We start from the raw sequence: 22665 nt of genomic DNA, 5'->3' as shown, positions 1-22665 counted from the left end.
CGCTCCGGTCGACTGCTACAGTCGACGCAATGTGACGTGCAACACATTCGAGTAGTGGGAGGCGGCCCATGCGTCGAGCGGGATCGGTGATCGGAATCCTGACGGCCCTCGCACTCGGCGTCGCGGGCACGGCGTCGGCGATGCCTGCGCCCGCACCCGTCGGCGCCCAGTACGTGTCGCTGGGCGACTCGTACGTCGCCACCGGTTCGTTCGCCAGCGGAGAGATGCACGGCGGCTGCGCGCAGGCGAGCGACAGCGTCGGCAGGCTCGTCGCCGCGCGGCTGCCCGGTGTCAGCTTCGGCGACTGGGCCTGCGGCGGCGCCGACACCGCGGATCTCACCGAGGACACCCCGATGGGCGCGCAGGTCGCAGGCCTGTCCGCGAACACCCGCTATGTGTCGCTGTCGATCGGCGGCAACAACGACGACCTGTTCGGCGACCTCGTGCAGAACTGCCTCGTCGCCCTCGCGTGCACGCCCGAGTTCCAGCAGGCCACCGACGCGAAACTCGACCGGCTCGGCCCCGCGCGCGACACCGCCTACGACGCGGTCCGCGCGCATGCGCCGCACGCGAAGGTCGTCGTCGTGGGCTACCTGCGGGTGCTCCCGGACGACGCGGCGGGCTGCTTCGCCGAGGCCCTGACCACGCAACCCGGTGTCGATTTCGCGAACCGCGTGCAGCGCCGCCTCAACGACGAGATCGCGGCCGCCGTCGACCGCGCAGGCTTCACGATGGTCAACCGGCAGCAGGACGACACGCACTCGATGTGCGCGCCCGACGGCGCGCGCCACGTCTCCCTCACCGGGATCGGCCCGGGCGACGACGGCACACCCGTCCATCCCACGCTGCTCGGCCGCCACTACACCGCCGACCTCGTGGCCGACGCATTCCTGGGCGTGTAGACGTCATCTCTCCAGCCACTGCGCCAACTCGCGTGCGACGGCGCCGCACGCGGCGAGCGGAGTGAGATGCCCGGCGCCGGCGAACACTGCGACCTCCGGCGCTCCTGGCAACAGGTCGCGCAGCCTCGACGCCTGCTCGACGGGAATCCACGGGTCGTCCGCGCCCCAGCCGATCCGTGTCGGGCACCGAACCTCCCCCAGCACCGCTGCGATCGGTCGCGTGTGTCGTGGTGTCAGCCGGGCGATCTGCCGATAGAACGCGGCACGACCGTCGACACCGCACCACGGCGCGGCGAGTGCATCGAGGGTCTCGGGATCGAGCTCGCCGCACTCGGCGCCCGCGATGTACTCACGCACCAGCGCCGCGTGCAGTGCGACGGGGATACGGACGAACACGTCCTCGTTCTCGGCAACGAGCCGAAAGAACGGCGAGCCCCAAGGTTCGAGCATCACCACGTCGAGGAGGTACAGCCCGGCGTACTCGGCCGATTCGAGCAGGTGCGTACCGAGCGCGACGGCACCCCCGATGTCGTGCGCGACGACCCAGGGCCTCTCGAGCGACCACATCTCCAGCAGTCGGGCAAAGCGCCGTCGTTGTGCCACCAGATCCACCGGGACCGAGGCCGACATCGTCGACGCGCCGTAGCCCGGCATGTCCCAGAGGAAGACTCGGTGATCGCGGGCCGTCGCATGTGCGATACGCGCCCACACGGCGGCCGACCACGGCGTCCCGTGGCAGAACACGACGTCGCCCCGCGACCGTCCCGATTCCGGCTCCAGAACGTACGTCGCGACGGACGCACCGTCGAGGTCCACGAAGACCGGATCGGGAAGTCCGAGTGTCTGTCCGTGCATACCGACAACGCTAGAACTTCAGGCCGACATGCCGAGGTGCGGGGCTGAGCCTGGATCGCCCCGGTGGGCGGCACACGCCTGACGCTCGACCCTGTTCGCCGGCCGGGTGATGCCCCTATGCTCGTACATGGCCGGCTCCGCCTGCGAGCTGCACGGCCGACGCGGCGGCACCCTTGCCGCGGCGGCTCACCCTCCCGACCGGGAGGCCCGGCCGTCCGAGCGACACCCGATGCTCGTCCTGCCTGCGCGCCGCCGCACCTGCCGCGCGCCGCATCTCCCTCCCCGCCGCCCACCGTCGTCACCATCATGGACGGGATCTACGAGCCGTACGACTGGTTCGCCAGCGCCGATCGCATCAACGACATCCTCGACCAGCCCGCCCGCGGCGTCGAGGACGCAGTCGCCCTGCCCACACGCGATCGGATCACGCGTGTGGGTGGCTGCTACGGCACATGTTCGGCATTGTTCGTCGACGTGCACGCCTCGCCCGCGCTGACCGGCAGCCACCCGCGCCCCGTGCTCGCCAAGATCTACCGGGCGTTCGCCTCCGAGATGGTGGCGGTGCTCAATGGTCACGAGCGGGTCCGGGAGGTCGACATCGTCGGTCACCGTGTCTGGGCCGTCTACGACACCCGTCACCGCACCGACATCGACGCCCTCTTCGACGTCGCAGTGACCGCGAACTCGACGACCCTGCTCCTCAACACCCTGTACGCCAAGCGTGGATTCGGGCCACTCGACATCGGGATCGGAGTCGACTACGGGCGTGCGCTGATGGTCCGGGTCTGCGGCGACGGTCCCGGGCGCGCCGGGGTCGTCTACATGGGCGACGTCTTCGATCGCGCGGGCCGTCTCGCGCGCAAGGCCGGACGCGTCCGCCATGGAGTGGTCGAGCCACCGATCTGGGTCGGCAAGCTCTTCCACGACAATCTCGACGATCGCGACAGGACCCGGCTGCGCCACCGGGACGACGACGAGCTGGGCATCGTCTACACCGGATGGCACGTCGGCGCGGACAAGAAAAGATGGATCGACCGAAACGGCTGATCCCCGCCACTACTGTCGCAGTATGACAGTGCGCATCGAGACCACCGGACCTGTCACCACCATCGTGTTGTCGCGCCCCGACGCACGCAATGCCGTCGACGGGCCCACCGCGGCCGAGTTGTACGAGGCGTTCACGGCGTTCGACTCCGACGACGACGCGTCCGTCGCCGTACTGTGGGGCGAGGGCGGAACCTTCTGCGCGGGAGCCGATCTCAAGGCGCTCGGCACCGAGCGTGCCAACCGGGTCACACCGGGCGGGCCGGGACCGATGGGTCCCACGAGACTGCGCCTGTCGAAACCCGTGATCGCCGCCGTGTCGGGATATGCCGTCGCGGGCGGGCTCGAACTCGCACTGTGGTGCGATCTGCGCGTCGCGGAGGAAAGCTCGACGTTCGGCGTGTTCAGCCGCCGGTGGGGAGTCCCGTTGATCGACGGCGGCACGGTGCGGCTGCCGCGGCTGATCGGGCAGTCGCATGCGCTCGACCTCGTCCTCACCGGACGGGCCGTCGATGCCGACGAGGCTCTCGCGATCGGGCTCGTCAACCGCGTCGTTGCGGACGGCGGCGCGCGCAGCGCCGCAGAGGAACTCGCCGCCCGGATCGCGGCCTTCCCGCAGACGTGCATGCGACACGACCGGCTGTCCCTGCTCGATTCGGCGGGCCGTAACGAGGTGGATGCGCTCGGCATCGAACACGAGCACGGCATCGTCTCGCTCGAATCCGACGCCATCGCGGGGGCCGAACGGTTCGCGTCGGGCGAGGGCAGGCACGGCTCCGGCACGTGACGCTTGACCTTCGTGTCGGTCGAAACCCGATCATGAACCGGTGAACGAAACAGACACGATGACGATCGGTGCGATGGCCCGGGCGAGTGGCCTGACGACCAGCGCATTGCGCTTCTACGACGACAGCGGCGTGCTCCCGCCCGCATGGGTCGACCCGGCCACCGGCTACCGCTACTACGCGGGCGACCAGGTCGAACGGGCCGTCGCGATCCGGCGGCTCCGCGAAATCGACATGCCGCTCGCGGCGGTCACCGCGGTGCTCGACGGCGACCCCGATTCCGCGCAGCACGCGCTCGACGAGCACGTGCGCACCATGCGCGAGCGTGCCGACGTCGCTGCCGCGGTGGCGCGCGAGTTCGGAGCAGGCGCGCCGGGCACACCGGTGCATGCGGCCGAGTTGCGCGAGGCGATCGGGCAGGTGATCTCGGCAGCCGCGTCGGGTCACGAGATCCCGATCCTGCACGGCGTGCTGTTCGAGTGCCGCGACGGCGAGCTCTCGCTCACCGCGACCGACCGGTACCGGCTCGCGACGCGCACCCTCGCGGTCCCCCGCGGGCATTCCGAGTGGTCGGCGGTCGCCGAGCTCGACAGCCTCCGGGCGGTCACCGCGTGGCTGACCGGCGACCGCATCGTGCGCATCGGCTCGGCCGAGGCCGTGATCCGGTTCGCCGACAGCGCCGGGGAGGCCACGTGCGACACCGTCAGCGAGGCCACGTGCGACACCGTCGCGGGCACCTACCCCGACTACCGGGCGATGCTGGCGGCCCTGCCCACCGCACGCACGCACGTCGTGGTCGAGCGGGCCGCGCTGCGCCGCGCACTCGACACCGAGGGGCCGCTGCCCCTCGCCGCGTCGGACGGCACGTTGACTGCCGGTCCGACGACGCTCGCCGCCGTGGTGCGCGGCGAGCCGATCGCCCTGCACGCGAATCCCGAGACACTGTCCGCCGCAGTGGAATCCGCGGTGGGACCGGAGGTGATGCTCGACTTGACGGCACCCGATCAACCGATGACCGTACGGTCGGCCACGGACGGCGACCTCATGACGCTCGTGATGCCCGTGCGACCGGACCGTGCTGCCGGGCCTACTTGAGCAGTCGGGACATGCGGCGGTCGGCGAGGATCTTGCCGCCGGTCTGGCAGGTGGGGCAGTACTGGAACGACCGTTCGGAGAAGGACACCTCGCGCACCGTGTCGCCGCACACGGGGCACGTCTGCCCCGCCCGGCCGTGTACCGCCATGCCGGAGCGCTTCTCGCCCTTGAGCCGCGCCGCGTCCTGACCGGCCGAGCGCGCGACGGCATCGGCGAGCTCGTCGCGCATCGCCGCATACAGGGCCGAGACCTGCTCGGGTTTCAGTGATTTCGCGGTGGCGAAGGGCGACAACCGGGCGGTGTGCAGGATCTCGTCGGAGTAGGCGTTGCCGATGCCCGCGAGCAACGACTGATCGACGAGGACCGTCTTGATGCGGGCGTTCGTGCCCGCGAGGATGTGCGCGAACTCGGTTTCGGTGACGGCGAGCGCGTCGGGGCCGAGCCGCGCGATGCCGGGCACCTGCTGCGGGTCGTCGACCACCCACACCGCGAGCCGTTTCTTCGTGCCGGCTTCGGTGAGGTCGAACGCCGGGGTGTCGCCGGTGGGCGTGAACAGGTGCACGCGCAGCGCGAGCGGACCCTTGCCGGGCTTCGGTGGGTTGGGCGACGGGCTGTCGGACCAGCGCAGCCAGCCCGCCCGCGACAGGTGCGTCACCAGCCACAGCCCGTCGCAGTCGAGCGCGAGGAACTTGCCGAATCGGTCGGCACCCGTGACGTCGCGGCCCTGCAGCGCTGTGACCGGCGGATCGAACGTCTTGAGCACGCTCATCGCCGCGACGTCGACGCGGCCGACGACCGCGCCCACCGCGTGCTCGCGCAGGAACCCGGCGAGCGCCTCCACCTCGGGAAGTTCGGGCATGTCCGCAGGTTACGCCCCGGAACCGACGCGGCAGCGCGAATCGAGCGGGCGATCGGTCAGCGGGTGCGGCGCAGCAGATAGGTGTCCATGATCCAGCCGTGGCGCTCGCGCAGTTCGGCACGCGTGCGGACGATGTCTTCCTCGACCGCGCGCAGGTTTCCTGCGACGAGCGTCTCGTCGGCCGTGCCGAGGTACGCACCCCACCAGATGTCGACGTCGTCGCCCGGCACCTGGGTGAAGGTGGTGTGCGCGTCGAGCATCACGACGGTGTCGTCGGTGACGTCCGGGTCGGCTGCGAGGCGGCGGCCGGTGGTGACGTGCACGGGCTCGCCGATGCGGTTGAGCACGATGCGGTGCTGCGCCGCGAGCGTCTGCACGCTCGTGATCCCGGGGATCACCGAGTAGTCGAAGCGCACGACGCCACGCGCGAGGACGCGCTCGACGATGCGCAATGTGCTGTCGTAGAGGGACGGATCACCCCACACGAGGATCGCGCCGACGCCGTCGGCCTGCGCGAACTGCTCTTCGAAGACGGCGGCGCGGCGCTCGTGCCAGTCGTCGACGACGCCCTCGTAGTCGCTCGGGGTGCGATCGCGCGGCGGGTCCGTGATCTCGACGATGCGGTGGTCGCCGGTCACGTGCTCGGCGAGGATGCGGGTGCGCAGATCGACGAGCTCCTGCTTCTCGGCGCCCTTGCCGATGACGAAGAACACGTCGGCCCGGTTCATGGCCTTGATCGCCTGCACCGTCACGTGGTCGGGGTCGCCCGCACCGATACCGATCACCAGCAGCTCATGCATACCGGCGAACTTATCCCCCGTGCGCACTCGACGAGTCCCCGCACGCCGAAAACGCTCACAAGGGACGGCGCGCCTAGACTGGCGGGCGTGACCGACGCACACCAGCCGACCCCGCCGACTACCGTGCCGACGCCCTACGAGGACCTGCTGCGGCTCGTCCTCGAGACCGGCACCCCCAAGGCCGACCGCACCGGCACGGGCACCCGCAGCGTCTTCGGTCACCAGATGCGGTTCGACCTGACGGCCGGGTTTCCGCTGATCACCACCAAGAAGGTGCACCTCAAGTCGATCGTGTACGAGCTGCTGTGGTTCCTGCGCGGCGACTCGAACGTGCGGTGGCTGCAGGAACACGGCGTCAGCATCTGGGACGAGTGGGCCGACGCGAACGGCGACCTCGGACCCGTCTACGGCGCACAGTGGCGCAGCTGGCCCACCCCGTCGGGCGAGCACGTCGACCAGATCAGCCAGGTCCTCGAGACGCTCCGCACCGATCCCGATTCACGCCGCATCATCGTGTCGTCGTGGAATGTGGCCGACATCCCGCACATGGCGCTCGCGCCGTGCCATGCGTTCTTCCAGTTCTACGTGGCCGACGGCAAGCTGTCGTGCCAGCTCTACCAGCGCAGCGCCGACCTCTTCCTCGGCGTGCCGTTCAACATCGCGAGCTACGCACTACTCACGCACATGGTGGCGCAGCAGGCCGGACTCGAGGTGGGCGATTTCGTGTGGACCGGCGGCGACTGCCACATCTACGACAACCACGTCGAGCAGGTGCGCGAGCAGCTCACCCGCGAGCCGTACCCGTATCCGACGCTGGCGTTGCGCAAGGCCGACTCGCTGTTCGACTACACCTTCGAGGACATCGAGATCGTCGGCTACCGTCATCACCCCGCCATCAAGGCTCCGGTGGCGGTGTGATGCCCGAACGGTCCGTCACGCTCGTGTGGGCGCAGGCGAACGGTGGCGTCCTCGGCCGCGACAACACGATTCCGTGGCGCGTGCCGGAGGACATGGCGCATTTCAAGAACGTCACGATGGGCCTGCCCGTCGTGATGGGCCGCCGCACATGGGAGTCGCTTCCGCCGAGCGTGCGTCCGCTGCCCGGTCGCCGCAACATCGTGGTCACGTCGGCGCCCGACACGATCGACGGCGCCGAGACGGCAGACTCGGTCGCCGCGGCGCTCGCACTGTGCGAGGGCGACGTGTGCGTCATGGGCGGTGGCCAGGTGTACGCGGCCGCGATGGAGCACGCGACACGCCTCGTCGTGACACACGTCGATCTCGACGTCGACGGCGACGTGTACGCGCCGCCCCTCACCGCCGACTGGTCCCTCGCGAGCGACGACGGATGGCGAGAGTCCGCTCACGGCGGCACCCGCTACCGCATCGCGCACTACCACCGCGCCTGACCGGCTCAGGACGCCCTGGCCCGGACGACGATGGACGAGCTGCCTGCGCCGGTACTCGCGCACCTGGACCGCCACGACCCCGGTGGCGTCGTCGGCATCTATCTGTACGGGTCGGCGGTGAGCGGCGGTCTACGGCCCGACAGCGATGTCGACCTTCTCGTCGTCACCCGCCGCTCGCTCGACTCGGCCGAGCGCACCGGGCTCGTGCAGGTCCTCCTGGACAATTCCGGGTGGCGAGGCCACGCAGACCGGTTCCCCGACGCGGCGAGCCGTCGCCCACTCGACGTGACGTTCCTCGTGCTGGGTGAACTCTCACCGATGACGGCGCGTCCCCGCCGCGACTTCCAGTACGGCGAGTGGCTGCGGGACGCCCTGCTGGGCGGCGTACTGCCCGAGCCTGCCGACGATCCCGACGTCGCGCTCCTGCTCGCCACTGCCCTGCACCGTTCCCGAACCCTCGAAGGTCCCCGGCTCGCCGAGATCGTCCCACCGGTGTCCGCAGAGGTCCTCCGGCAGGCGTCGCTCCAACAGGTTCCTCGTCTCGTCGACGAGATCGCCGAGGACACACGCAACGTGCTCCTGACACTGTGCCGCATCCTCGTCACGCTCGAGTCCGGCGCGATCGTGTCGAAGGACGTCGCGGCGCAGGCCGTCGCGTCACGACGGAGCGGGCACGAGCGGGCATTACTGCACCGCGCCCGCGCCGCCTACCTCGGATTCGCCCGGGAGGAGCCGCCCGCCGCACCGCACGCGCACGCTCTGGCGCAGACCCTCGTGGACGAGATCATCCGGCTGGGCGACGGCACGATTACCGCACCGGATTCGCCAGACCTGCCCTGACCCGGCGTGGCGCGGGTCATACTCACTGGCATGGAGAAGAAGTCGCTCACCGCGTTGGCCCGCCAACAGCTGAAGCTGGCGACGGCCTCGTCCAGCGGACGCAGCTCCGCGACCGTGTACGGCGGTCACCAGCGGTCGTTGCGCCAGACCCTCGTCGCGTTGCAGTCCGGCGAATACATGCGCGAACACGAAAGCCCCGGCGAAGCAACGCTCGTCGTACTCGAGGGCACGCTCAATCTGATCGCGGGCGACGACGTGTGGAAAGGGTCGGCAGGCGACTTCCTCGCGATCCCCGACACGAGGCACAGTGTCGAAGCCCTCGACGACGTCGTCTTCCTGCTCACCGTCGCCATGTGAGTGACGTGGTCTCGCCGACCACACGGTCGCTCGCGCGGGTACGCGACGGTGTCGAGCACTTGGACCCCGGATATTTCGCGCTGGTGATGGCGAGCGGAATCATCTCCGTCGGAATGTATGTGCGCGGATTCGGCGCGGTGTCCGATGCATTCTTCGCGCTCGCCACGGGTGCATACGGGGTCCTGACGATCGGTACCGTGTGGCGCGTCGCCAGCCACCGAGCCGCTATGGCCGACGACCTGCACGATCCCTCGCGCGGTTTCGGCTTCTTCACGTTCGTCGCAGCCACCAATGTGTTGGGGGTGCGCTGCGCGATGGCTGAGCTACCTCGGGTCGCGTTGGTGTTGCTGCTCGTCGCGACGGCGTCGTGGCTGGTTCTCGGATATCTGGTGCCATGGACCGCGGTTCTCGGTTCCGCCGAACGCCCTGCGCTGGCCCGCGCGAACGGCACCTGGTTCGTGTGGGTCGTAGCGAGCCAGTCGATCGCGGTGTCGGCGGCGACGCTGGAACCCGTTTTCGCGCACCGGGCGCTCGCACTGCTGGCACTGTTCTCCTGGTCGGTAGGTGTCGTGCTGTATGTGGTCGCTGGTGTCTTCGTCGTGGCACGACTGCTGCTGTATCCGATCACGCCGGAAGGGCTCACACCCGCGTACTGGGTCGCGATGGGGGCCGCGGCGATCACGGTGCTCGCTGGATCACGTATCGCGATGATGACCGACACTCCGACGACCGCACTGATGGGCGGTCTCGCCGGGGGCGTGTCCGCCGTGCTGTGGGCATTCGCGACGTGGCTGTTTCCGCCGCTCCTCGCGGCGGGCTGGTGGCGACATGTCGTGCATCGCGATCCGCTTCGCTACGAACCCGGATTGTGGAGCATGGTGTTCCCGCTCGGCATGTACGCCGTCGCGTCGCTCACCTTGCACATGGCTGAGGGGCTCGGTGTGGTCGGCGCGGTCGGGGCGGTCGAGCTGTGGTTCTCGGTCGCGGTGTGGCTGGTCGTGTTCGCCGGTATGCTCGTCCCCCGCTCGCGGGGCCCGGTCGAGGCGACAACAACTGAGCGCGGCGCGCGCCCGTGACGCACAACGCCCCGTCCATGCACGATGCGCGTGGACGGGGCGCAGTCGAGAAAGATCAGCCGAGCACGAGACCCAGGCTCGGCCACCACACGGTGCTCACGACGGTCTGCTCCTTCGGCAGATCGTGGCGCAGGTTGCCGTAGATGGCGCCGACGATCGTGTCGCCGTGGTGTGCACCCGGCACGGGAGCCGACGAGATGACGGTGGGCAGAACCCGCTCGCGCTCGTTGACCGGCAGGATGCCGCTGGTGCCGTTGGTGAGGTTGACGTACACGACGCTCAGGCCGACGCCGTCCTGGTTGCGCGAGATCTGGCCCGGGCCGCCGAAGAACCCGAAGCGGAACTCGTTGTTGGTGTTGGTCGCGACGCCCGTGCCGTACAGCTGGCCGAGCACCGGGCCGCCCTGACCGGTGTCCGAGTACGCGGGCACCTGAAACAGCTGGACCGGAATGTTGGTGGGCGGAAGCACCTTCTCGGCGTCCGCGACGTCGACCACGTCGCGCGGCGACTTCGCGAGACGCTCGACGGCCTCGGTGGCCGCCGCGTCGCCCTCGGCGGCATCGCGCAACTGCGCGACGGCTGCGTCGGTGTCGAAGGCGGGGTCGGTGTCGGGTGCCGCCGAGACGGGACCGGAGAGCATGAGCGTGGCAGCCACGGCGGCCGTCAATCCACCGGCGATGCGGCGGCTCCAGCGGTGCGACCGCGTCCGTGATGTCCTCAAAGTTCTTCTCCTCGTGGGATCGTCCCGACGAATGGACTTCGTACGGGTTCGCGCACATATCGGGACGAACGTGACAGGCGTTACGATCGCGACACGGTCACCACGAAGCGGCATACCATGCATCCCATGTTCGTGGACGTCGCCGACAGTCTCGCCGAGCTGGTGACGGACGCACACCGGCTCCAGCGCCTGCTCGAGGCCACCCAGGTGGTCGGCACGGGCCTCGAGCTCGACTCCACGCTCCAGCGCATCGTGCAGGCCGCGACGTCCCTGCTCGACTGCCGATACGGCGCCCTCGGTGTCCGCGCACCGGCCGGCGGGCTCTCGGAGTTCGTGTACGAGGGCATCTCCGAGACCGATCGCGCGCTGATGGGTCACCTGCCCGAGGGCCGCGGGATACTGGGCCTGCTCATCGATCACCCGCAGCCGGTGCGGCTCGAGAACCTGCACGAACATCCCGCGTCGATCGGCTTCCCACCCGGCCATCCGCCGATGCGCAGCTTCCTCGGGGTTCCGATCATGATGCGCGGCCAGGTGTTCGGCAGCATCTACCTCACCGAGAAGCGCGACGGCGGAACGTTCACGCGCGCGGACGAGTCGATCGTGCGCGCCCTCGCGACGTCCGCGGGCATCGCGATCGAGAACGCGCGGCTGTTCGAGGAGTCCCGCACACGCGAGCAGTGGATGCGCTCCACCGCGCATCTCACGGCGCGTCTCCTCGCGGGCGACCCGCTCGAGCGGAACCTGCACGAGCTCGTGCACCAGGTGCGCGACCTCGCGTCCTGCCGTGATGTGTACCTGCTCGCGTCGGACGGTCCCGACGTGGTGACGTGCGTCGCCTCCACCCACCCCCCGCTGCACGGCACGTTCGAGTGGCGCGAGAGCGCGTTCGCGGACGTGCAGTTCACGCACGCCACGATGACGCTCACCGATGCCGACCTCGCACCGCTCGCCGCGCCCGCCGAGCACGCCGCCGTGTTCCCGTTGACGACGTCGTCGGGCGTCACCGGTGTGCTCGTCGTGGCGGCCGACCACGCACCGGATCCCGAGGTGGCCTTGCGGATCGAATCCGTCGCCGACCTCGCGGCCGTCGCACTGCAGTTCGCGGACCAACAGCGCAAACAGCGCCTGCTGTCGGTGCTCGCGGACCGCGATCGCATCGGACGTGACCTGCACGACAACGTCATCCAGCGGCTCTTCGCGTCCGGCATGAGCCTGCAGAGTCTGCTCGCGGACGCCTCGCTGCGGGGCCGCCCGCGGGAGGTCACCGAGGAGACGGTGCGGCAACTCGACCGCACGGTCCGCGAGATCCGCACCACGATCTTCGATCTCCAGACCGCGGGCACCGACAGCTCGGGCAGCCTGCGGCGACGGCTGCTCGACGTCGTGTCCGACATGACGTCCCTGTCGCCGGTCGCCCCCAATGTGCAGTTCTCGGGCGCCCTCGACACACTCGTGCCCGCGCGTCTGCACGACCACGCGGAAGCGGTTGTGCGGGAAGCACTCAGCAATGCGCTACGGCACGCCCGCGCGCACCGCATCGACATCGTCGCGACGGTCGACCCCGACGAGTTCACGATCGTCGTCACCGACGACGGAGTCGGGCTACCGGACGGGGGCAGGCGCAGCGGCCTCGACAATCTCGCGCGGCGCGCGGCGCTCAACGGCGGATCGTTCGAGGCCCGTCCGGGCGACGACGACGGCACGGTGGTGTCGTGGCGCGTGCCACTCGAACCCTGAACCGCCTACCCGGATCCCGGCGACGGCCGGTCAGATACCGCGGCTGCGCAGCTCCGCCGCGAGCACCGCGGCCTGCGTGCGCCGCTGCATGCCGAGCTTCGAGAGCAGCCGCGACACGTAGTTCTTGATCGTCTTCTCCGCGAGGAAGAGCCGCTCCGCGATCTCACGGTTGGTGAGACCCTCACCGATCAGATCGAACACCGCCCGTTCCTGGTCCGACAGGTCGGCGATCGGGCTCACACTGCGCTCTGCGCGGATGCGGTTCATGAGCGCCGTCGTGGTCTTGCTGTCGAGCAGCGAGCCGCCCTCGCCGACGGTGCGCACCGCGGACATCAGGTCGGTGCCCAGGATCTGCTTGAGCACGAACCCCGACGCGCCCGCCATGATCGCGTCGAGCAGTGCCTCGTCGTCGGCGAACGACGTGAGCATGAGGCACCGCAGTTCGGGGCACGCCGCACGCAGTTCGCGGCACAGTTCGACACCACTGCCGTCGGGCAACCGGACGTCGAGCACCGCGACGTCGACCGCGAGCGTCGGGATGCGCACGAGCGCTTCGCGAGCCGACGCGGCCTCTCCCACGACTTCGAGGTCGGGCGCGCTCGCGAGCAGGTCGGTGAGCCCGCGTCGCACGATCTCGTGGTCGTCGACCAGGAAGACGCGGGTGCGTGCGGTGGCCCGGTCTTCGTCGCGTGACGTGGTCATTCGTGTCCTCTACCTGGTGCCGGCTACTTCCCACCACGCTACGCGCGGCGCGGGGTACCCCACGAGGGCCCTTCCAGGCCCCGCGGCGGGACCTTCGGCCCTTTTCGCTCTCGCGCCCGTGGCGAAAGCTCGGCGAGCGAGGAACACGGAACGGAGCATGCACTGTGAAGCGCACATTGACCGACCGCGAACTGTTGACGGAACTCGAAGGAGTGGCCGCACGCGAGGTCGACCGACACCTGTCGATGGCGAAGGAATGGCATCCGCACGATTACGTGCCGTGGGACGACGGCCGCAACTTCGCCGCACTCGGCGGTGTCGACTGGGATCCGGAGCAGTCCGCGCTGTCCGACACCGCGAAGGCCGCGATGATCACCAACCTGCTCACCGAGGACAACCTGCCGTCGTACCACCGGGAGATCGCGCAACACTTCTCACGCGACGGCGCGTGGGGCACGTGGGTGGGCCGGTGGACCGCCGAGGAGAACAAGCACTCCGTCGTGATGCGCGACTATCTCGTCGTCACCCGCGGAGTCGACCCCGTCGCGCTCGAACGTGCCCGCATGGATCACATGACCGCCGGCTTCGACCCCGGCGACAACGGGATGCTCGACTCCGTGTCGTACGTGACCTTCCAGGAACTCGCGACGCGAGTGTCGCACCGCAACACCGGCAAAGCGTGCGGTGACCCGATCGCCGACCGGATGCTGGCGCGCGTCGCGGCCGACGAGAACCTGCACATGATGTTCTACCGCAACATCGTCGAGGCCGCGCTCGACGTCGCGCCCGATCAGGCCGCGGCCGCGATCTGCAAGGTGCTCACCCACTTCCAGATGCCCGGCGCGGGCATGGCGAACTTCCGCCGCAATGCCGTACTGATCGCGAAGGGCGGCATCTACGACCTGCGCCAGCACCTCGACGAGGTCGTGCAGCCGGTCCTGCGCAAGTGGAAGTTCTTCGAGCGCACCGACTTCGGACCCGAGGGCGAACGGCACCGCGACGAGATCGCACTGTTCCTCGACGATCTCGCCGACAAGGCCGTCACATTCGAGGAAGCACGTGACCGTGCCCTCGTCCGCGACGCGCGACGCGCCGAACAGGAGGCGACCGCATGACCGAAGACGAGTTCTTCCGCTGTGTCCTCGACATGGCCGAGGCTGCCCGGCACGAGGATTCGTCGGCGTGGATGCAGGCGCGCTGCCGCACCCGCAGTGCAGACGACTCCGCCTACCTGTCGTCGATGCTGCTCGGCCTGCTCGTCGAGAACGAAGCCGTGCGCCGCGGAGAACACCCCGCGGACGCATGGCATCGTCTTCGCACCGAAGGCATCGACAGCTTCGGGTGATGCATAGGTAGGGTTACGCTCCCCCACCGATCGCATCCTCGACCGAACCGGTGGAGATGCCGGGGGGCAGGATGTCGCCGATCACGATTGCTCCACCTATACCGACCAGGTCGGGATTTGCGTTGCAGATCGTCCCCACCGCATAGGCGCCAACAGGAACATCGGTGAACGCGCCCGTGACGACACCGTCTCGCGGCGTGCTCTTGACCTGTGCGTCGACAATGGCATCGGCCTCCCTGAGGTCGGCGATCAACTCCAGGTAATTGACAGACTCGTCACTCATCGTCTGCACCACTGCGGGGCCAACTATCGGCGCAGCCTTGACCGCATCGATGAGCGTCGTTGCGCAGTGGCCAAGAAGAAAAATGTACGGAACACCGGTCGCGGTGTAGTTGATCGTCGTCCCGTCAGCGGTGACATTGAAACTGAATGGCTCAGCCAGTGGTTCGATTTCCTGGGCGGCCGCGGTACCGGCTCCTGCGGCGACGAGTGCGCCGGTGGCGGCGAGCGCGACGAGGCCGCGTGTCAAGGTGGGGAGAAGTTTCCGCATCGGGGTCCTCCGGTCAGGTGGGAGCGCTACCTGACGGGTGACGGTACCGACGAAAAGAAACCGGCGAGACGGTTTCGGAGGAAACCGTCTCGCCGGTGGAAGGATCGGTCAGAGCGGCCGCACGATCATGACCGGGCAGTCGGCGGTGTGCAGCAGCGCATTGCTGGTGGAGCCGAGCAGCATGCCTCGGAAGCCGCCACGGCCCCGGCTGCCGACGACGATCAGCTGCGCGGCTTCGGCGTACTCGCTGAGCACACGCACCGGCCGGTCCCGCGCGACGACGCGTTCGACGATCACCTCGGGGTACTGGTCGACGTGCCCGGCGAGCCTTTCCGCGAGTACGGCCTCCTCGCCCGCCTGGATGTTGCTCCACTGCGGATCCTCGGGGGTGGCGCCGAGCGAGGGCTGCACCGTGACGTCGCTCCACACGTTGACCGCGACGAGCGGCGCATTGCGGATCGACGCCTGCGCGAATGCGGCGTCCAGGGCGGCCTCGCTGTGTTCGGAGCCGTCGACGCCGACGACGACCGGGCCCATGTTGGGCGGCGCGCCGTCGAGCGTGCGGCCACGCACGATCGCGACGGGGCACTGCGAGTGCGTCGCGAGCGCGGACGACACCGAGCCGACGATCAGGCCGGTGAACTCGCCGTGTCCGCGCGGGCCGAGCGCGAGCACCGACGCGTGCTCGGACACGTCGATGAGGGTCTGGGTGACCCTGCCCTGCAGTCGATCCGTGACGACCTCGAGCGGGCCGTCGACGGACTCGCGCGCGAGCACCGCGGCGCTCTCGAGACGCGCGCGAGCCGTCGACTCGAGCTCTTCGCGGAAGCTGTCCGCGAGATAGGGCTCGGAGTAGTAGAACGCCGGCACGTGCGTGACGGTGACGATGCGCAGTGGGAGTTTCGCGAGCGACGCCGTGCGGGCAGCCCACACGACCGCCGTGGACGCGGCCTCCGATCCGTCGACCGCCACCACAACGGGTTTCGCGCCCACCATGATCGCTTCTCCCTCCTGCCGCCGGCGTGCGACGGCGTCAGCCGCAGATGTTGCGGAGCTTCTCGATCAACGCGACCCGACCTGCACGGTCGCCCGCGAGCGGAGCCACGTTCAGCGTAGTGACTCCCGACTCGGCGAAGGCCGCGACGCGCTCGGCGACATAGCTTTCGGGGCCGATCAGCGACACCGAACGCACCAGATCGTCCGGCACGGCCGCGGCGGCTTCCTGCTTCTTGCCGTCGAGGTAGAGGTCCTGGATGAGGGCCGCTTCCTTCTCGTAGCCGTAGCGCACCGCGAGGTCGTTGTAGAAGTTCTTGCCCTTCGCGCCCATGCCGCCGATGTACAGCGCGAGCGTGGGCCGCACCCAGTCGAGCATGTGGTCGACGTCGTCGCCGATCGCGAGCGCGGGGCCGGCGTAGATGTCGAGTTCACCGAGTGACGGATCGCGCTTGGCCTTGCCCTTCGCGAGGGACTCGCCCCACACGTCGGCAGCCTTCTCCGGGTAGTAGAAGATGGGCTCCCAGCCCTCGGCGATCTCGGCAGTCATCGCGACGTTCTTGGGACCGAGCGACGCGATGACGACGGGGATGCGTTCGCGCACAGGGTGGTTGATGAGCTTGAGCGGCTTGCCCAGGCCCGTACCCTGATCCGCGGGCAGCGGAATCTGGTAGTACTTGCCGTCGTGGACGACCTTCTCGCGGCGCCACACCTGACGGCAGATCTCGATCACTTCGCGCGTGCGGCCGATGGGCGCGTCGTACTTGACGCCGTGGAAGCCCTCGATCACCTGCGGACCGGACGCGCCGAGACCCATCACGAATCGTCCGCCCGACACGAAGTCGAGGCCGGCGGCCGTCATCGCGGTGAGGCTCGGGGTGCGCGTGTAGATCTGGAAGATGCCCGATGCCAACTCGATGGTGGACGTCTTCGCGGCGAGGTACCCGAGCTGGCTCACCGCGTCGAACGAGTACGCCTCCGGAACGAACGCGATGTCGAGCCCCGCGCGTTCGAGGTCACTCACCTCCTCGGCCGTCTCGGCGAACCCGCCGCTGTAGTTCAATCCCATGCCGATGCGCATGTCGTACCCCATTCCTGGCAATGCTCTGACACCCGCACACTACGGCCCGGTGAACAGGCTCACTCCGCGGGGCGCACGACCATGACCGGGCTGTGCGACTCGGCGGCGAGGGTGTTGCTCGTCGAGCCGAGCAGCATGCCGCGGAAGCCACCGCGGCCGCGGCTGCCGACCACCACGAGCTGTGCCTGCTTCGACCATTCGACGAGCCGGGCCCGTGGATTGTCGACGTACACGTGACGCTCGACGGCGACGTCGGGGTACTGCTCCTGGTACCCGGCGAGCGACTCGGCGAGCACGACGCGCTCCTCCTCCTCGAGACTCTTCGGGAGCAGCTCGGCAGCGCGCGGGTCTTCGAGCAGCCCGGGCCCGAGATCGCTCCACACGTGAACCGCGACGAGCGGAGCCGCACGGAAGGACGCTTCCTCGAATGCACACGCCACGGCGCGCTTGCTGGTCTCGCTGCCGTCCACACCGACGACGACCGGGCCACTGTCGCGCGCCTCGCCCCGCACCACCACGACCGGGCACTTCGCGTGCGCGGTGACACTGATCGCGGTGTTGCCCAACAACAATGCGGTCGCGGCCTTGCCCGCACCGGACGCACCGATCACGACCCACCGGACGGTCTCGGACAGGTCGACGAGCCACTGCGCGCTGCTGCCGATGGACAGATCCGTCTGTACCGTGATCGACGGCGCGACGTCGTGCGCGGTCTTCTCGGCGTCGGCGAGGATCTTCTTGCCACCTTCCTCGACCCACTCGTACACGCCGCCGGCATCCATGTAGGGGCCGCCGAAGCCGTACGGCGCGAAGTCGAGACTGTGGACGATCTGCAGATCCGCGCCGCGCCGTCCGGCCATCTCGGCGGCGAACGCCACCGCGGCCGTCGAACTGGCGGAGCCGTCGGCGCCGACGGCGATGAGGTTGGTGCGCTCCGATGACGTCATGTCCTCACAGTACCCAGCGTCGTGCGAGCTCGCGCGGGTTCCGGCGACCCCGATTCCGGGCCTGAAATCCCTGCGGTTCGGGACTTTAGGCCCTACCCGGACATCTCCATGTATCCGCTGGTCAAAGCAATGAAGACAGGTTGGTCACAGTTCCTCGCGATCGGCCCCGTCGGTTGTATTTTCAAGCGCATGCAGTTCACGCACTTCACTCATCTCGGGCTTCGCGTGATGGCCCGCCTCGCGGCCCAGGACGCCGACGACGGTCGTATCGACACCCGCACCATCTCGGACGAGCTCGCGGCGTCGTACGCACATGTCGCGAAGGTCATCACGCGTCTCGGCGAGATCGGTGCGGTCGACGCACGCCGCGGCAGGCGCGGAGGTCTGATGATCACCGACGACGGCCGCGCTGCGCCGCTGGGCTGGCTCGTCCGGCATCTGGAAGGCGACGACGAACTCCTGCCGTCGTGCCCGGACCGCGCCCCCGAGACCGTGGCGCAGCGACTCCAGGTGGGCATGCGGGCCGCGCAGCTCGCGCTCTACAGCTCGCTCGACACGATCACGGTGGCCGACCTGGTCCCCAACCGGGCCCAGGTCATTCCACTCGCCGTCTGAACCTCGCGCTGCGCGTGATCTGCTGCCGCTCCCGGTTCCTCACTGCCGCGGCCCGCAATCGCCGGTGCGGCAGTTGCACTCGGGGAGCGGCAGGACCCTATCAAGCCTGACCGAACTCCACCTCGGCGATCCTCTTGATCGCGGCGAGCGTCGCGGGAATGCCCGCGTGTGCCGCTTCGGTGCGGTCGCGCACCTGGGCAGGCGCGTCGTCGCCGAACCGCTCGTCGAAAAACGCGAGCCCGTCGGGCAGGAGGTGCCACGACTCGGTGAGCACCGTGCCGGAGTCCCTCGGCTCGAGCGTGTATCCCCACCGCACCAGCGAGCCACCGACCACGAATGCGAACTCCTGTCCGGGCTCGGCGACGGCGACCTGCGAACGCGTCTCCCACGTGCGGTCCGGAGTCTCGTTGCGTCCGGTGAACCACGCACCGACTCGTGCACCGTCACCCTCGTCCCACCAGCAGGCTGTGCAGACGGGGCTCCACTCGCCGGTCCTGGTGACGTCGGCGACCAGGTCGTACAGCGGGCCGGGGGCGCACTCGACGTAGACGGATTCGGAGTAGGTGAGGGCGTCTGCGCTGTCCCGTGCGGTCATTGCCGCAGTCTCGCAGATGCCGGCGTTGCCGCTCGGCGAGGCCGTGAGCACTGTGCGAGTCTCCGGACTCGCACAGTGCTCACAAGGTCAGACGAGGGCGACCTCGACCTCGGTACCGGTCGCGGCGAGAACCTCGTCGACGCTCACATCGGCCGCCGTCTCGCGCAACACCACCCGTCCGTCCTCGAGGTCGAGCACCGCGAGATCGGTGATCACCCGCTGCACGACGCCCTGGCCGGTGAGGGGCAGCGTGCACGCCTCGACGATCTTCGGCGAACCGTCGCGCGCGGTGTGCTCCATGAGCACGACGACCTTGCGGGCGCCGTGCACGAGATCCATTGCGCCACCCATGCCCTTGACCATCTTGCCGGGCACCATCCAGTTGGCGAGGTCGCCCGTGCGGGAGACCTGCATGCCGCCGAGCACAGCCGTATCGATGTGTCCGCCGCGAATCATGCCGAACGACAACGCGGAATCGAAGAACGACGCCCCCGCGTTCACGGTGACAGTCTCCTTGCCTGCATTGATCAGGTCCGCGTCCACTGCCTCCTCGGCAGGGTACGGTCCCGTTCCCAGGATGCCGTTCTCGCTGTGCAGCACCACTCGCACGCCGTCGGGCAGGTGGTTCGGGATCAGCGTCGGCAACCCGATCCCGAGGTTCACGTACTCACCGGGCTGCAACTCCGCTGCCGCCCGTGCCGCCATCTGTTCCCGCGACCAGCTCATGCCGCCACCTCCCGACGCACCGTGCGCTTCTCGATCCGCTTGTCCTGCGCTCCCGTATGCACGATCCGCTGGACGAAGACGCCCGGCAGGTGCACCTGTGCGGGATCCAGCTCACCGGGCTCGACGAGCTTCTCGACCTGCGCGATCGTGACGCGTCCGGCCATCGCGGCGAGGGGATTGAAGTTGAGGGCCGACTTCTCGAAGACCAGATTTCCCTCGGTGTCGCCGACGGCCGCGTGCACGAGCGCGTAGTCGGCGACGATGCCCTCTTCGAGGACGTACCGGCGCCCGCCGAACTCACGCACCTCCTTGGGCGGCGACGCCACCGCGACGGACCCGTCCGGCGCATAGCGCCAGGGCAGCCCGCCGTCGCTGATCGGGGTTCCGACACCCGCGGGCGTGTAGAACGCGGGGATCCCGGCGCCACCAGCTCGAAGGCGCTCGGACAAGGTGCCCTGGGGCGTCAGCTCCACCTCGAGTTCACCCGCCAGGTACTGGCGCGCGAACTCCTTGTTCTCGCCCACGTACGACGCCGTGACCCGCGCGATCCGACCGGCCGACAACAGGATTCCCAATCCGTAGTCGTCGACGCCGCAGTTGTTCGAGAACACCTCGAATCCCGACACGTCACGCTCCGCGATCGCCGCGATCAACGCGTCCGGGATGCCGCACAACCCGAACCCGCCCACCGCGAGCGTCGCCCCCGACCCGATGTCCGCAACCGCGGCCTCGGGTGTTTCGCACACCGATGTTCCCATCCGCACGCATCCTTCTCTCGACTCCGCTGCACGTCGCAGCGTCCACTCCGCAACGTCCACTGTGTGGACGATTCGAGGCGCTCACAGTCGGAACCCTGCTCACGCCTGTAGGCCAGGACACCGAACAACGACGTCCGCTGCAAGAGCGGTACTGCGATGGGCGCGGAATTGCTCACTCAACGGACGACCCACTCCCCCGCGTCCACTCAGCGGACGCTGCCGTATGATCGTCCGCATGGCCGCACCACCGCACTGCACCGTCCTCGGGAGAGCCGCAGCACTGCTGCGCGCGATCGCCGACGGCGAGCAGGACGGCTCGACCACCACCCAACTGGCACGCGAGACGTCGCTGGCGCGGCCCACAGTCCATCGACTACTCGAATCGATGTCCGAGGAAGGGCTCGTCGACCGCGACCACAAGTCCGGCCGGTGGCTGCTCGGCCCCGAGCTGTACCTGCTGGGGTCGCTCGCCGCGGCTCGCTACGACATCACGTCGCTGGCCCGGCCACTGTTGCGCGATCTCTCCCGCAGAACCGGCGAGAGCGCATTCCTGTCGCGACGTCGCGCCGACGAAACCGTCTGCCTGGCAAGCGAAGAAGGCAGCTTCCCGCTCCGGTCACACGTGCTGCACGTCGGCATACGACTCCCGCTCGGAGTCGCGTCGGCGGGTCTCGCGATCCTGTCGCACCTGCCCGAACGCGAGATCGACGAGTACCTCGGACGCGTCGACCTGGTCGATCGCTGGGGCCCCGAACACTCTCGCACGGGCATCGAAGAGCGGATCGCGGCCACCCGCGACAGCGGGTACTGTGTCAACCCCGCGCTGCTGGTCGAGGGCAGCTGGGGCATGGGTGCCGCGGTGTTCAACGAGCGCGACGAGCCCGAGTGGGCACTGAGCCTCACCGGTGTCGAGACCCGCTTCGCCGAACACCGGCGCCCCGAGCTGGGCCGACTACTCCTCGAACAATCCCATCTCCTCACCCGAGCCGTCCGCGGGCACCACCGCTGACAGCTCCACCTCCCCCGGGGCGCATGTCGCGACCGCGTGGATTTCGGACTTTCAGGAACCCTGGAATCGGACGGGTCGTCATCTGAATCGCGAGTAGGGTGCATCACCGGAAGGCCGCAAGCAGCATCAAAGTCGACACCGCCAGCACCAGCGAGCCGAACGCCCGGCGCAGCGCGCGCTCAGGAACATCCATCCCAGACCTGGACGCAATTGCCGCGGTAGCCATTGTCGTCGCGGCGAAGGCCCCGGTGAGCATCCAGTCCAGCGAGACGGTCGACAGCTGCGCTACCAGCCCAGTCAGTGCGTTGGCGCCGATGACGACGAGCGACGTCCCGATCGCAACGGTCATCGGGAGTCCGAGCAGAAGGGTGAGCGCGGGCACGATGAGGAACCCGCCCCCCACTCCGAGAAGCCCGGTCAGGGTACCGACGATCGCCCCCGCCAGGATGGTGCGGGCCAATCGGCCGAGCCCTCCTGCGTCCGCTCTCGTCGCGGTACCGTTGGGTGCGCGGAGCAGGAAGAAGACGGCAAGCGCGGCAACCCCGACGAAGCCGAAGGCGAGGGCCTGCTCGTCGAAGCCGCGTCCGAGGGTTGCGCCGGCGGCGGTGCACGGCGCGCCCGCCGCTATCATGATCGCGGCGGTAGACCACCGAACGCCAGACCGCAGTCTGGGTATCACCGCACTGAGCGACGAGCAGAGCACCACCACCAGCGCCGTCGCGATGGCCTCTCGCACAGGAAGACCCGCAGCCAAGGTGAGCACCGGCACCGCGATGATCGACCCGCCCGCCCCCAGCAGTCCCAGCAGGAGCCCTATGACTGCGCCTGCGGCCAGCGTCACTGAGACTGCCACGGACTCAG

27 protein-coding genes are annotated in these 22665 nt (G+C 69.1%); 14 read left to right on the top strand and 13 right to left on the bottom strand.

Going from position 1 to position 22665, the window contains the following annotated elements:
* Positions 1-68 precede the first annotated feature (68 nt).
* Complete coding sequence (locus HCA44_RS07110; protein ID WP_169647853.1) at positions 69-902, top strand: SGNH/GDSL hydrolase family protein; 834 nt, start codon at positions 69-71, stop codon at positions 900-902.
* 3 nt (positions 903-905) lie between these two features.
* On the opposite strand, the gene HCA44_RS07105 is transcribed toward HCA44_RS07110, so the two are convergent.
* On the bottom strand, positions 906-1757 hold the full coding sequence (locus HCA44_RS07105; RefSeq protein WP_169647852.1) for an alpha/beta hydrolase: 852 nt from the start codon (positions 1755-1757) through the stop codon (positions 906-908).
* A gap of 306 nt (positions 1758-2063) precedes the next feature.
* Between HCA44_RS07105 and HCA44_RS07100 the strand changes: the two genes are divergently transcribed.
* Genes HCA44_RS07100 through HCA44_RS07090 form a run of 3 tightly spaced genes read left to right on the top strand, consistent with a single transcriptional unit; the run spans position 2064 to position 4681 of the window.
* Positions 2064-2804, top strand: coding sequence for an adenylate/guanylate cyclase domain-containing protein (locus tag HCA44_RS07100; protein ID WP_169647851.1), 741 nt, complete (start codon positions 2064-2066; stop codon positions 2802-2804).
* A gap of 22 nt (positions 2805-2826) precedes the next feature.
* A complete protein-coding gene (locus tag HCA44_RS07095; RefSeq protein WP_169647850.1) occupies positions 2827-3588 on the top strand; it encodes a crotonase/enoyl-CoA hydratase family protein in 762 nt (253 codons plus the stop codon).
* A 40-nt stretch (positions 3589-3628) separates the two neighbouring features.
* Positions 3629-4681, top strand: coding sequence for a MerR family transcriptional regulator (locus tag HCA44_RS07090; RefSeq protein ID WP_346764624.1), 1053 nt, complete (start codon positions 3629-3631; stop codon positions 4679-4681).
* Here HCA44_RS07090 and HCA44_RS07085 read toward each other — a convergent pair.
* Positions 4674-5540: an Fpg/Nei family DNA glycosylase gene (locus HCA44_RS07085; protein WP_169647849.1), complete on the bottom strand. Its 867-nt coding sequence runs from the start codon at positions 5538-5540 to the stop codon at positions 4674-4676. The two genes, HCA44_RS07090 and HCA44_RS07085, sit on opposite strands and share 8 nt — an antisense overlap.
* Positions 5541-5596: 56 nt before the next feature.
* Entirely contained in the window at positions 5597-6340 is a 744-nt protein-coding gene (gene cobF / locus HCA44_RS07080) for a precorrin-6A synthase (deacetylating) (RefSeq protein WP_169647848.1), read from the bottom strand.
* A gap of 87 nt (positions 6341-6427) precedes the next feature.
* Here cobF and HCA44_RS07075 point away from each other — a divergent pair, with 87 nt between their 5' ends.
* From HCA44_RS07075 to HCA44_RS07055, 5 genes are read left to right on the top strand one after another with little or no spacing between them, the layout of a single operon-like run.
* Complete coding sequence (locus HCA44_RS07075; RefSeq protein ID WP_346764623.1) at positions 6428-7258, top strand: thymidylate synthase; 831 nt, start codon at positions 6428-6430, stop codon at positions 7256-7258.
* Entirely contained in the window at positions 7258-7749 is a 492-nt protein-coding gene (locus HCA44_RS07070) for a dihydrofolate reductase (RefSeq protein WP_169647846.1), read from the top strand. Before HCA44_RS07075 ends, HCA44_RS07070 begins: the two co-directional genes overlap by 1 nt.
* Before the next feature lie 30 nt (positions 7750-7779).
* On the top strand, positions 7780-8589 hold the full coding sequence (locus tag HCA44_RS07065; protein ID WP_169647845.1) for an aminoglycoside adenylyltransferase domain-containing protein: 810 nt from the start codon (positions 7780-7782) through the stop codon (positions 8587-8589).
* A gap of 30 nt (positions 8590-8619) precedes the next feature.
* A complete protein-coding gene (locus HCA44_RS07060) occupies positions 8620-8946 on the top strand; it encodes a cupin domain-containing protein (RefSeq protein ID WP_169647844.1) in 327 nt (108 codons plus the stop codon).
* A complete protein-coding gene (locus HCA44_RS07055) occupies positions 8943-10022 on the top strand; it encodes a tellurite resistance/C4-dicarboxylate transporter family protein (protein WP_346764622.1) in 1080 nt (359 codons plus the stop codon). Before HCA44_RS07060 ends, HCA44_RS07055 begins: the two co-directional genes overlap by 4 nt.
* A 55-nt stretch (positions 10023-10077) precedes the next feature.
* Here HCA44_RS07055 and HCA44_RS07050 read toward each other — a convergent pair whose 3' ends face one another.
* On the bottom strand, positions 10078-10677 hold the full coding sequence (locus tag HCA44_RS07050; RefSeq protein WP_346764621.1) for a Tat pathway signal protein: 600 nt from the start codon (positions 10675-10677) through the stop codon (positions 10078-10080).
* 192 nt (positions 10678-10869) lie between these two features.
* On the opposite strand from HCA44_RS07050, the gene HCA44_RS07045 reads away from it, so the two are divergent.
* Positions 10870-12483, top strand: a complete 1614-nt coding sequence (locus HCA44_RS07045; RefSeq protein WP_240945360.1) for a GAF domain-containing protein — start codon at positions 10870-10872, stop codon at positions 12481-12483.
* Positions 12484-12513: 30 nt separating this feature from the next.
* Here the strand turns inward: HCA44_RS07045 and HCA44_RS07040 are convergent, their stop codons facing one another.
* On the bottom strand, positions 12514-13185 hold the full coding sequence (locus tag HCA44_RS07040; RefSeq protein WP_169647841.1) for a response regulator transcription factor: 672 nt from the start codon (positions 13183-13185) through the stop codon (positions 12514-12516).
* 164 nt (positions 13186-13349) lie between these two features.
* Between HCA44_RS07040 and HCA44_RS07035 the strand changes: the two genes are divergently transcribed.
* Together HCA44_RS07035 and HCA44_RS07030 are read left to right on the top strand one after the other, a co-directional pair.
* Positions 13350-14300 (top strand): acyl-ACP desaturase, encoded by a 951-nt coding sequence (locus HCA44_RS07035; RefSeq protein ID WP_169647840.1) that lies wholly within the window; start codon positions 13350-13352, stop codon positions 14298-14300.
* Entirely contained in the window at positions 14297-14530 is a 234-nt protein-coding gene (locus tag HCA44_RS07030; protein ID WP_169647839.1) for a hypothetical protein, read from the top strand. The genes HCA44_RS07035 and HCA44_RS07030 overlap by 4 nt, the downstream gene beginning before the upstream one ends.
* 13 nt (positions 14531-14543) lie before the next feature.
* Here the strand turns inward: HCA44_RS07030 and HCA44_RS07025 are convergent, their stop codons facing one another.
* The 4 genes from HCA44_RS07025 to HCA44_RS07010 form a co-directional block, all read right to left on the bottom strand.
* The gene (locus HCA44_RS07025) at positions 14544-15080 is read right to left on the bottom strand and encodes a hypothetical protein (RefSeq protein WP_169647838.1); all 537 of its coding nucleotides are present in this window, start codon (positions 15078-15080) and stop codon (positions 14544-14546) included.
* A 108-nt stretch (positions 15081-15188) separates the two neighbouring features.
* On the bottom strand, positions 15189-16076 hold the full coding sequence (locus HCA44_RS07020) for a universal stress protein (RefSeq protein WP_169647837.1): 888 nt from the start codon (positions 16074-16076) through the stop codon (positions 15189-15191).
* Positions 16077-16113: 37 nt separating this feature from the next.
* Entirely contained in the window at positions 16114-17154 is a 1041-nt protein-coding gene (locus HCA44_RS07015) for an LLM class F420-dependent oxidoreductase (RefSeq protein ID WP_169648084.1), read from the bottom strand.
* Between the two features lie 59 nt (positions 17155-17213).
* Entirely contained in the window at positions 17214-18101 is an 888-nt protein-coding gene (locus tag HCA44_RS07010) for a universal stress protein (RefSeq protein WP_169647836.1), read from the bottom strand.
* Between the two features lie 189 nt (positions 18102-18290).
* Here HCA44_RS07010 and HCA44_RS07005 point away from each other — a divergent pair, with 189 nt between their 5' ends.
* Positions 18291-18716 (top strand): Rrf2 family transcriptional regulator, encoded by a 426-nt coding sequence (locus HCA44_RS07005; protein WP_169647835.1) that lies wholly within the window; start codon positions 18291-18293, stop codon positions 18714-18716.
* Positions 18717-18816: 100 nt separating this feature from the next.
* Here the strand turns inward: HCA44_RS07005 and HCA44_RS07000 are convergent, their stop codons facing one another.
* The 3 genes from HCA44_RS07000 to HCA44_RS06990 all read right to left on the bottom strand — a co-directional run bounded on the left by HCA44_RS07000 (position 18817) and on the right by HCA44_RS06990 (position 20795).
* On the bottom strand, positions 18817-19311 hold the full coding sequence (locus HCA44_RS07000) for an SRPBCC family protein (protein WP_169647834.1): 495 nt from the start codon (positions 19309-19311) through the stop codon (positions 18817-18819).
* Between the two features lie 87 nt (positions 19312-19398).
* Positions 19399-20037 carry a 3-oxoacid CoA-transferase subunit B gene (locus tag HCA44_RS06995; protein ID WP_169647833.1) on the bottom strand — a complete coding sequence of 213 codons (639 nt, stop codon included), beginning with the start codon at positions 20035-20037 and terminating at the stop codon, positions 19399-19401.
* Complete coding sequence (locus HCA44_RS06990) at positions 20034-20795, bottom strand: CoA transferase subunit A (RefSeq protein WP_169647832.1); 762 nt, start codon at positions 20793-20795, stop codon at positions 20034-20036. The genes HCA44_RS06995 and HCA44_RS06990 overlap by 4 nt, the downstream gene beginning before the upstream one ends.
* 235 nt (positions 20796-21030) lie before the next feature.
* Between HCA44_RS06990 and HCA44_RS06985 the strand changes: the two genes are divergently transcribed.
* Complete coding sequence (locus HCA44_RS06985; protein WP_169647831.1) at positions 21031-21804, top strand: IclR family transcriptional regulator; 774 nt, start codon at positions 21031-21033, stop codon at positions 21802-21804.
* A gap of 103 nt (positions 21805-21907) precedes the next feature.
* On the opposite strand, the gene HCA44_RS06980 is transcribed toward HCA44_RS06985, so the two are convergent.
* Complete coding sequence (locus HCA44_RS06980) at positions 21908-22657, bottom strand: sulfite exporter TauE/SafE family protein (protein ID WP_169647830.1); 750 nt, start codon at positions 22655-22657, stop codon at positions 21908-21910.
* Positions 22658-22665: the final 8 nt, after the last annotated feature.

The sequence above is a fragment of the Rhodococcus sp. HNM0569 genome, from assembly GCF_012726205.1.
In the GTDB taxonomy this organism is placed as follows: Bacteria; Actinomycetota; Actinomycetes; order Mycobacteriales; family Mycobacteriaceae; genus Rhodococcus_F.
Note: the sequence above shows the minus strand (reverse complement) of the source record. Positions and strands in the feature narration are given on the sequence as shown.

What these genes read in the sequence shown, in the direction of transcription:
- HCA44_RS07040 (WP_169647841.1), bottom strand. Translation starts at nt 13,185, where the DNA reads ATGACCACGTCACGCGACGAAGACCGGGCCACCGCACGCACCCGCGTC.
- HCA44_RS07065 (WP_169647845.1), top strand. Translation starts at nt 7,780, where the DNA reads ATGGACGAGCTGCCTGCGCCGGTACTCGCGCACCTGGACCGCCACGAC.
- HCA44_RS07105 (WP_169647852.1), bottom strand. Translation starts at nt 1,757, where the DNA reads ATGCACGGACAGACACTCGGACTTCCCGATCCGGTCTTCGTGGACCTC.
- HCA44_RS07085 (WP_169647849.1), bottom strand. Translation starts at nt 5,540, where the DNA reads ATGCCCGAACTTCCCGAGGTGGAGGCGCTCGCCGGGTTCCTGCGCGAG.
- HCA44_RS06990 (WP_169647832.1), bottom strand. Translation starts at nt 20,795, where the DNA reads ATGGGAACATCGGTGTGCGAAACACCCGAGGCCGCGGTTGCGGACATC.
- HCA44_RS07025 (WP_169647838.1), bottom strand. Translation starts at nt 15,080, where the DNA reads ATGCGGAAACTTCTCCCCACCTTGACACGCGGCCTCGTCGCGCTCGCC.
- HCA44_RS07100 (WP_169647851.1), top strand. Translation starts at nt 2,064, where the DNA reads ATGGACGGGATCTACGAGCCGTACGACTGGTTCGCCAGCGCCGATCGC.
- HCA44_RS07060 (WP_169647844.1), top strand. Translation starts at nt 8,620, where the DNA reads ATGGAGAAGAAGTCGCTCACCGCGTTGGCCCGCCAACAGCTGAAGCTG.
- HCA44_RS07020 (WP_169647837.1), bottom strand. Translation starts at nt 16,076, where the DNA reads ATGGTGGGCGCGAAACCCGTTGTGGTGGCGGTCGACGGATCGGAGGCC.
- HCA44_RS07030 (WP_169647839.1), top strand. Translation starts at nt 14,297, where the DNA reads ATGACCGAAGACGAGTTCTTCCGCTGTGTCCTCGACATGGCCGAGGCT.
- HCA44_RS07010 (WP_169647836.1), bottom strand. Translation starts at nt 18,101, where the DNA reads ATGACGTCATCGGAGCGCACCAACCTCATCGCCGTCGGCGCCGACGGC.
- HCA44_RS07070 (WP_169647846.1), top strand. Translation starts at nt 7,258, where the DNA reads ATGCCCGAACGGTCCGTCACGCTCGTGTGGGCGCAGGCGAACGGTGGC.
- HCA44_RS06995 (WP_169647833.1), bottom strand. Translation starts at nt 20,037, where the DNA reads ATGAGCTGGTCGCGGGAACAGATGGCGGCACGGGCGGCAGCGGAGTTG.
- HCA44_RS07095 (WP_169647850.1), top strand. Translation starts at nt 2,827, where the DNA reads ATGACAGTGCGCATCGAGACCACCGGACCTGTCACCACCATCGTGTTG.
- HCA44_RS07045 (WP_240945360.1), top strand. Translation starts at nt 10,870, where the DNA reads ATGTTCGTGGACGTCGCCGACAGTCTCGCCGAGCTGGTGACGGACGCA.
- HCA44_RS07015 (WP_169648084.1), bottom strand. Translation starts at nt 17,154, where the DNA reads ATGCGCATCGGCATGGGATTGAACTACAGCGGCGGGTTCGCCGAGACG.
- HCA44_RS07005 (WP_169647835.1), top strand. Translation starts at nt 18,291, where the DNA reads ATGCAGTTCACGCACTTCACTCATCTCGGGCTTCGCGTGATGGCCCGC.
- HCA44_RS06985 (WP_169647831.1), top strand. Translation starts at nt 21,031, where the DNA reads ATGGCCGCACCACCGCACTGCACCGTCCTCGGGAGAGCCGCAGCACTG.
- HCA44_RS07000 (WP_169647834.1), bottom strand. Translation starts at nt 19,311, where the DNA reads ATGACCGCACGGGACAGCGCAGACGCCCTCACCTACTCCGAATCCGTC.
- HCA44_RS07110 (WP_169647853.1), top strand. Translation starts at nt 69, where the DNA reads ATGCGTCGAGCGGGATCGGTGATCGGAATCCTGACGGCCCTCGCACTC.
- cobF (WP_169647848.1), bottom strand. Translation starts at nt 6,340, where the DNA reads ATGCATGAGCTGCTGGTGATCGGTATCGGTGCGGGCGACCCCGACCAC.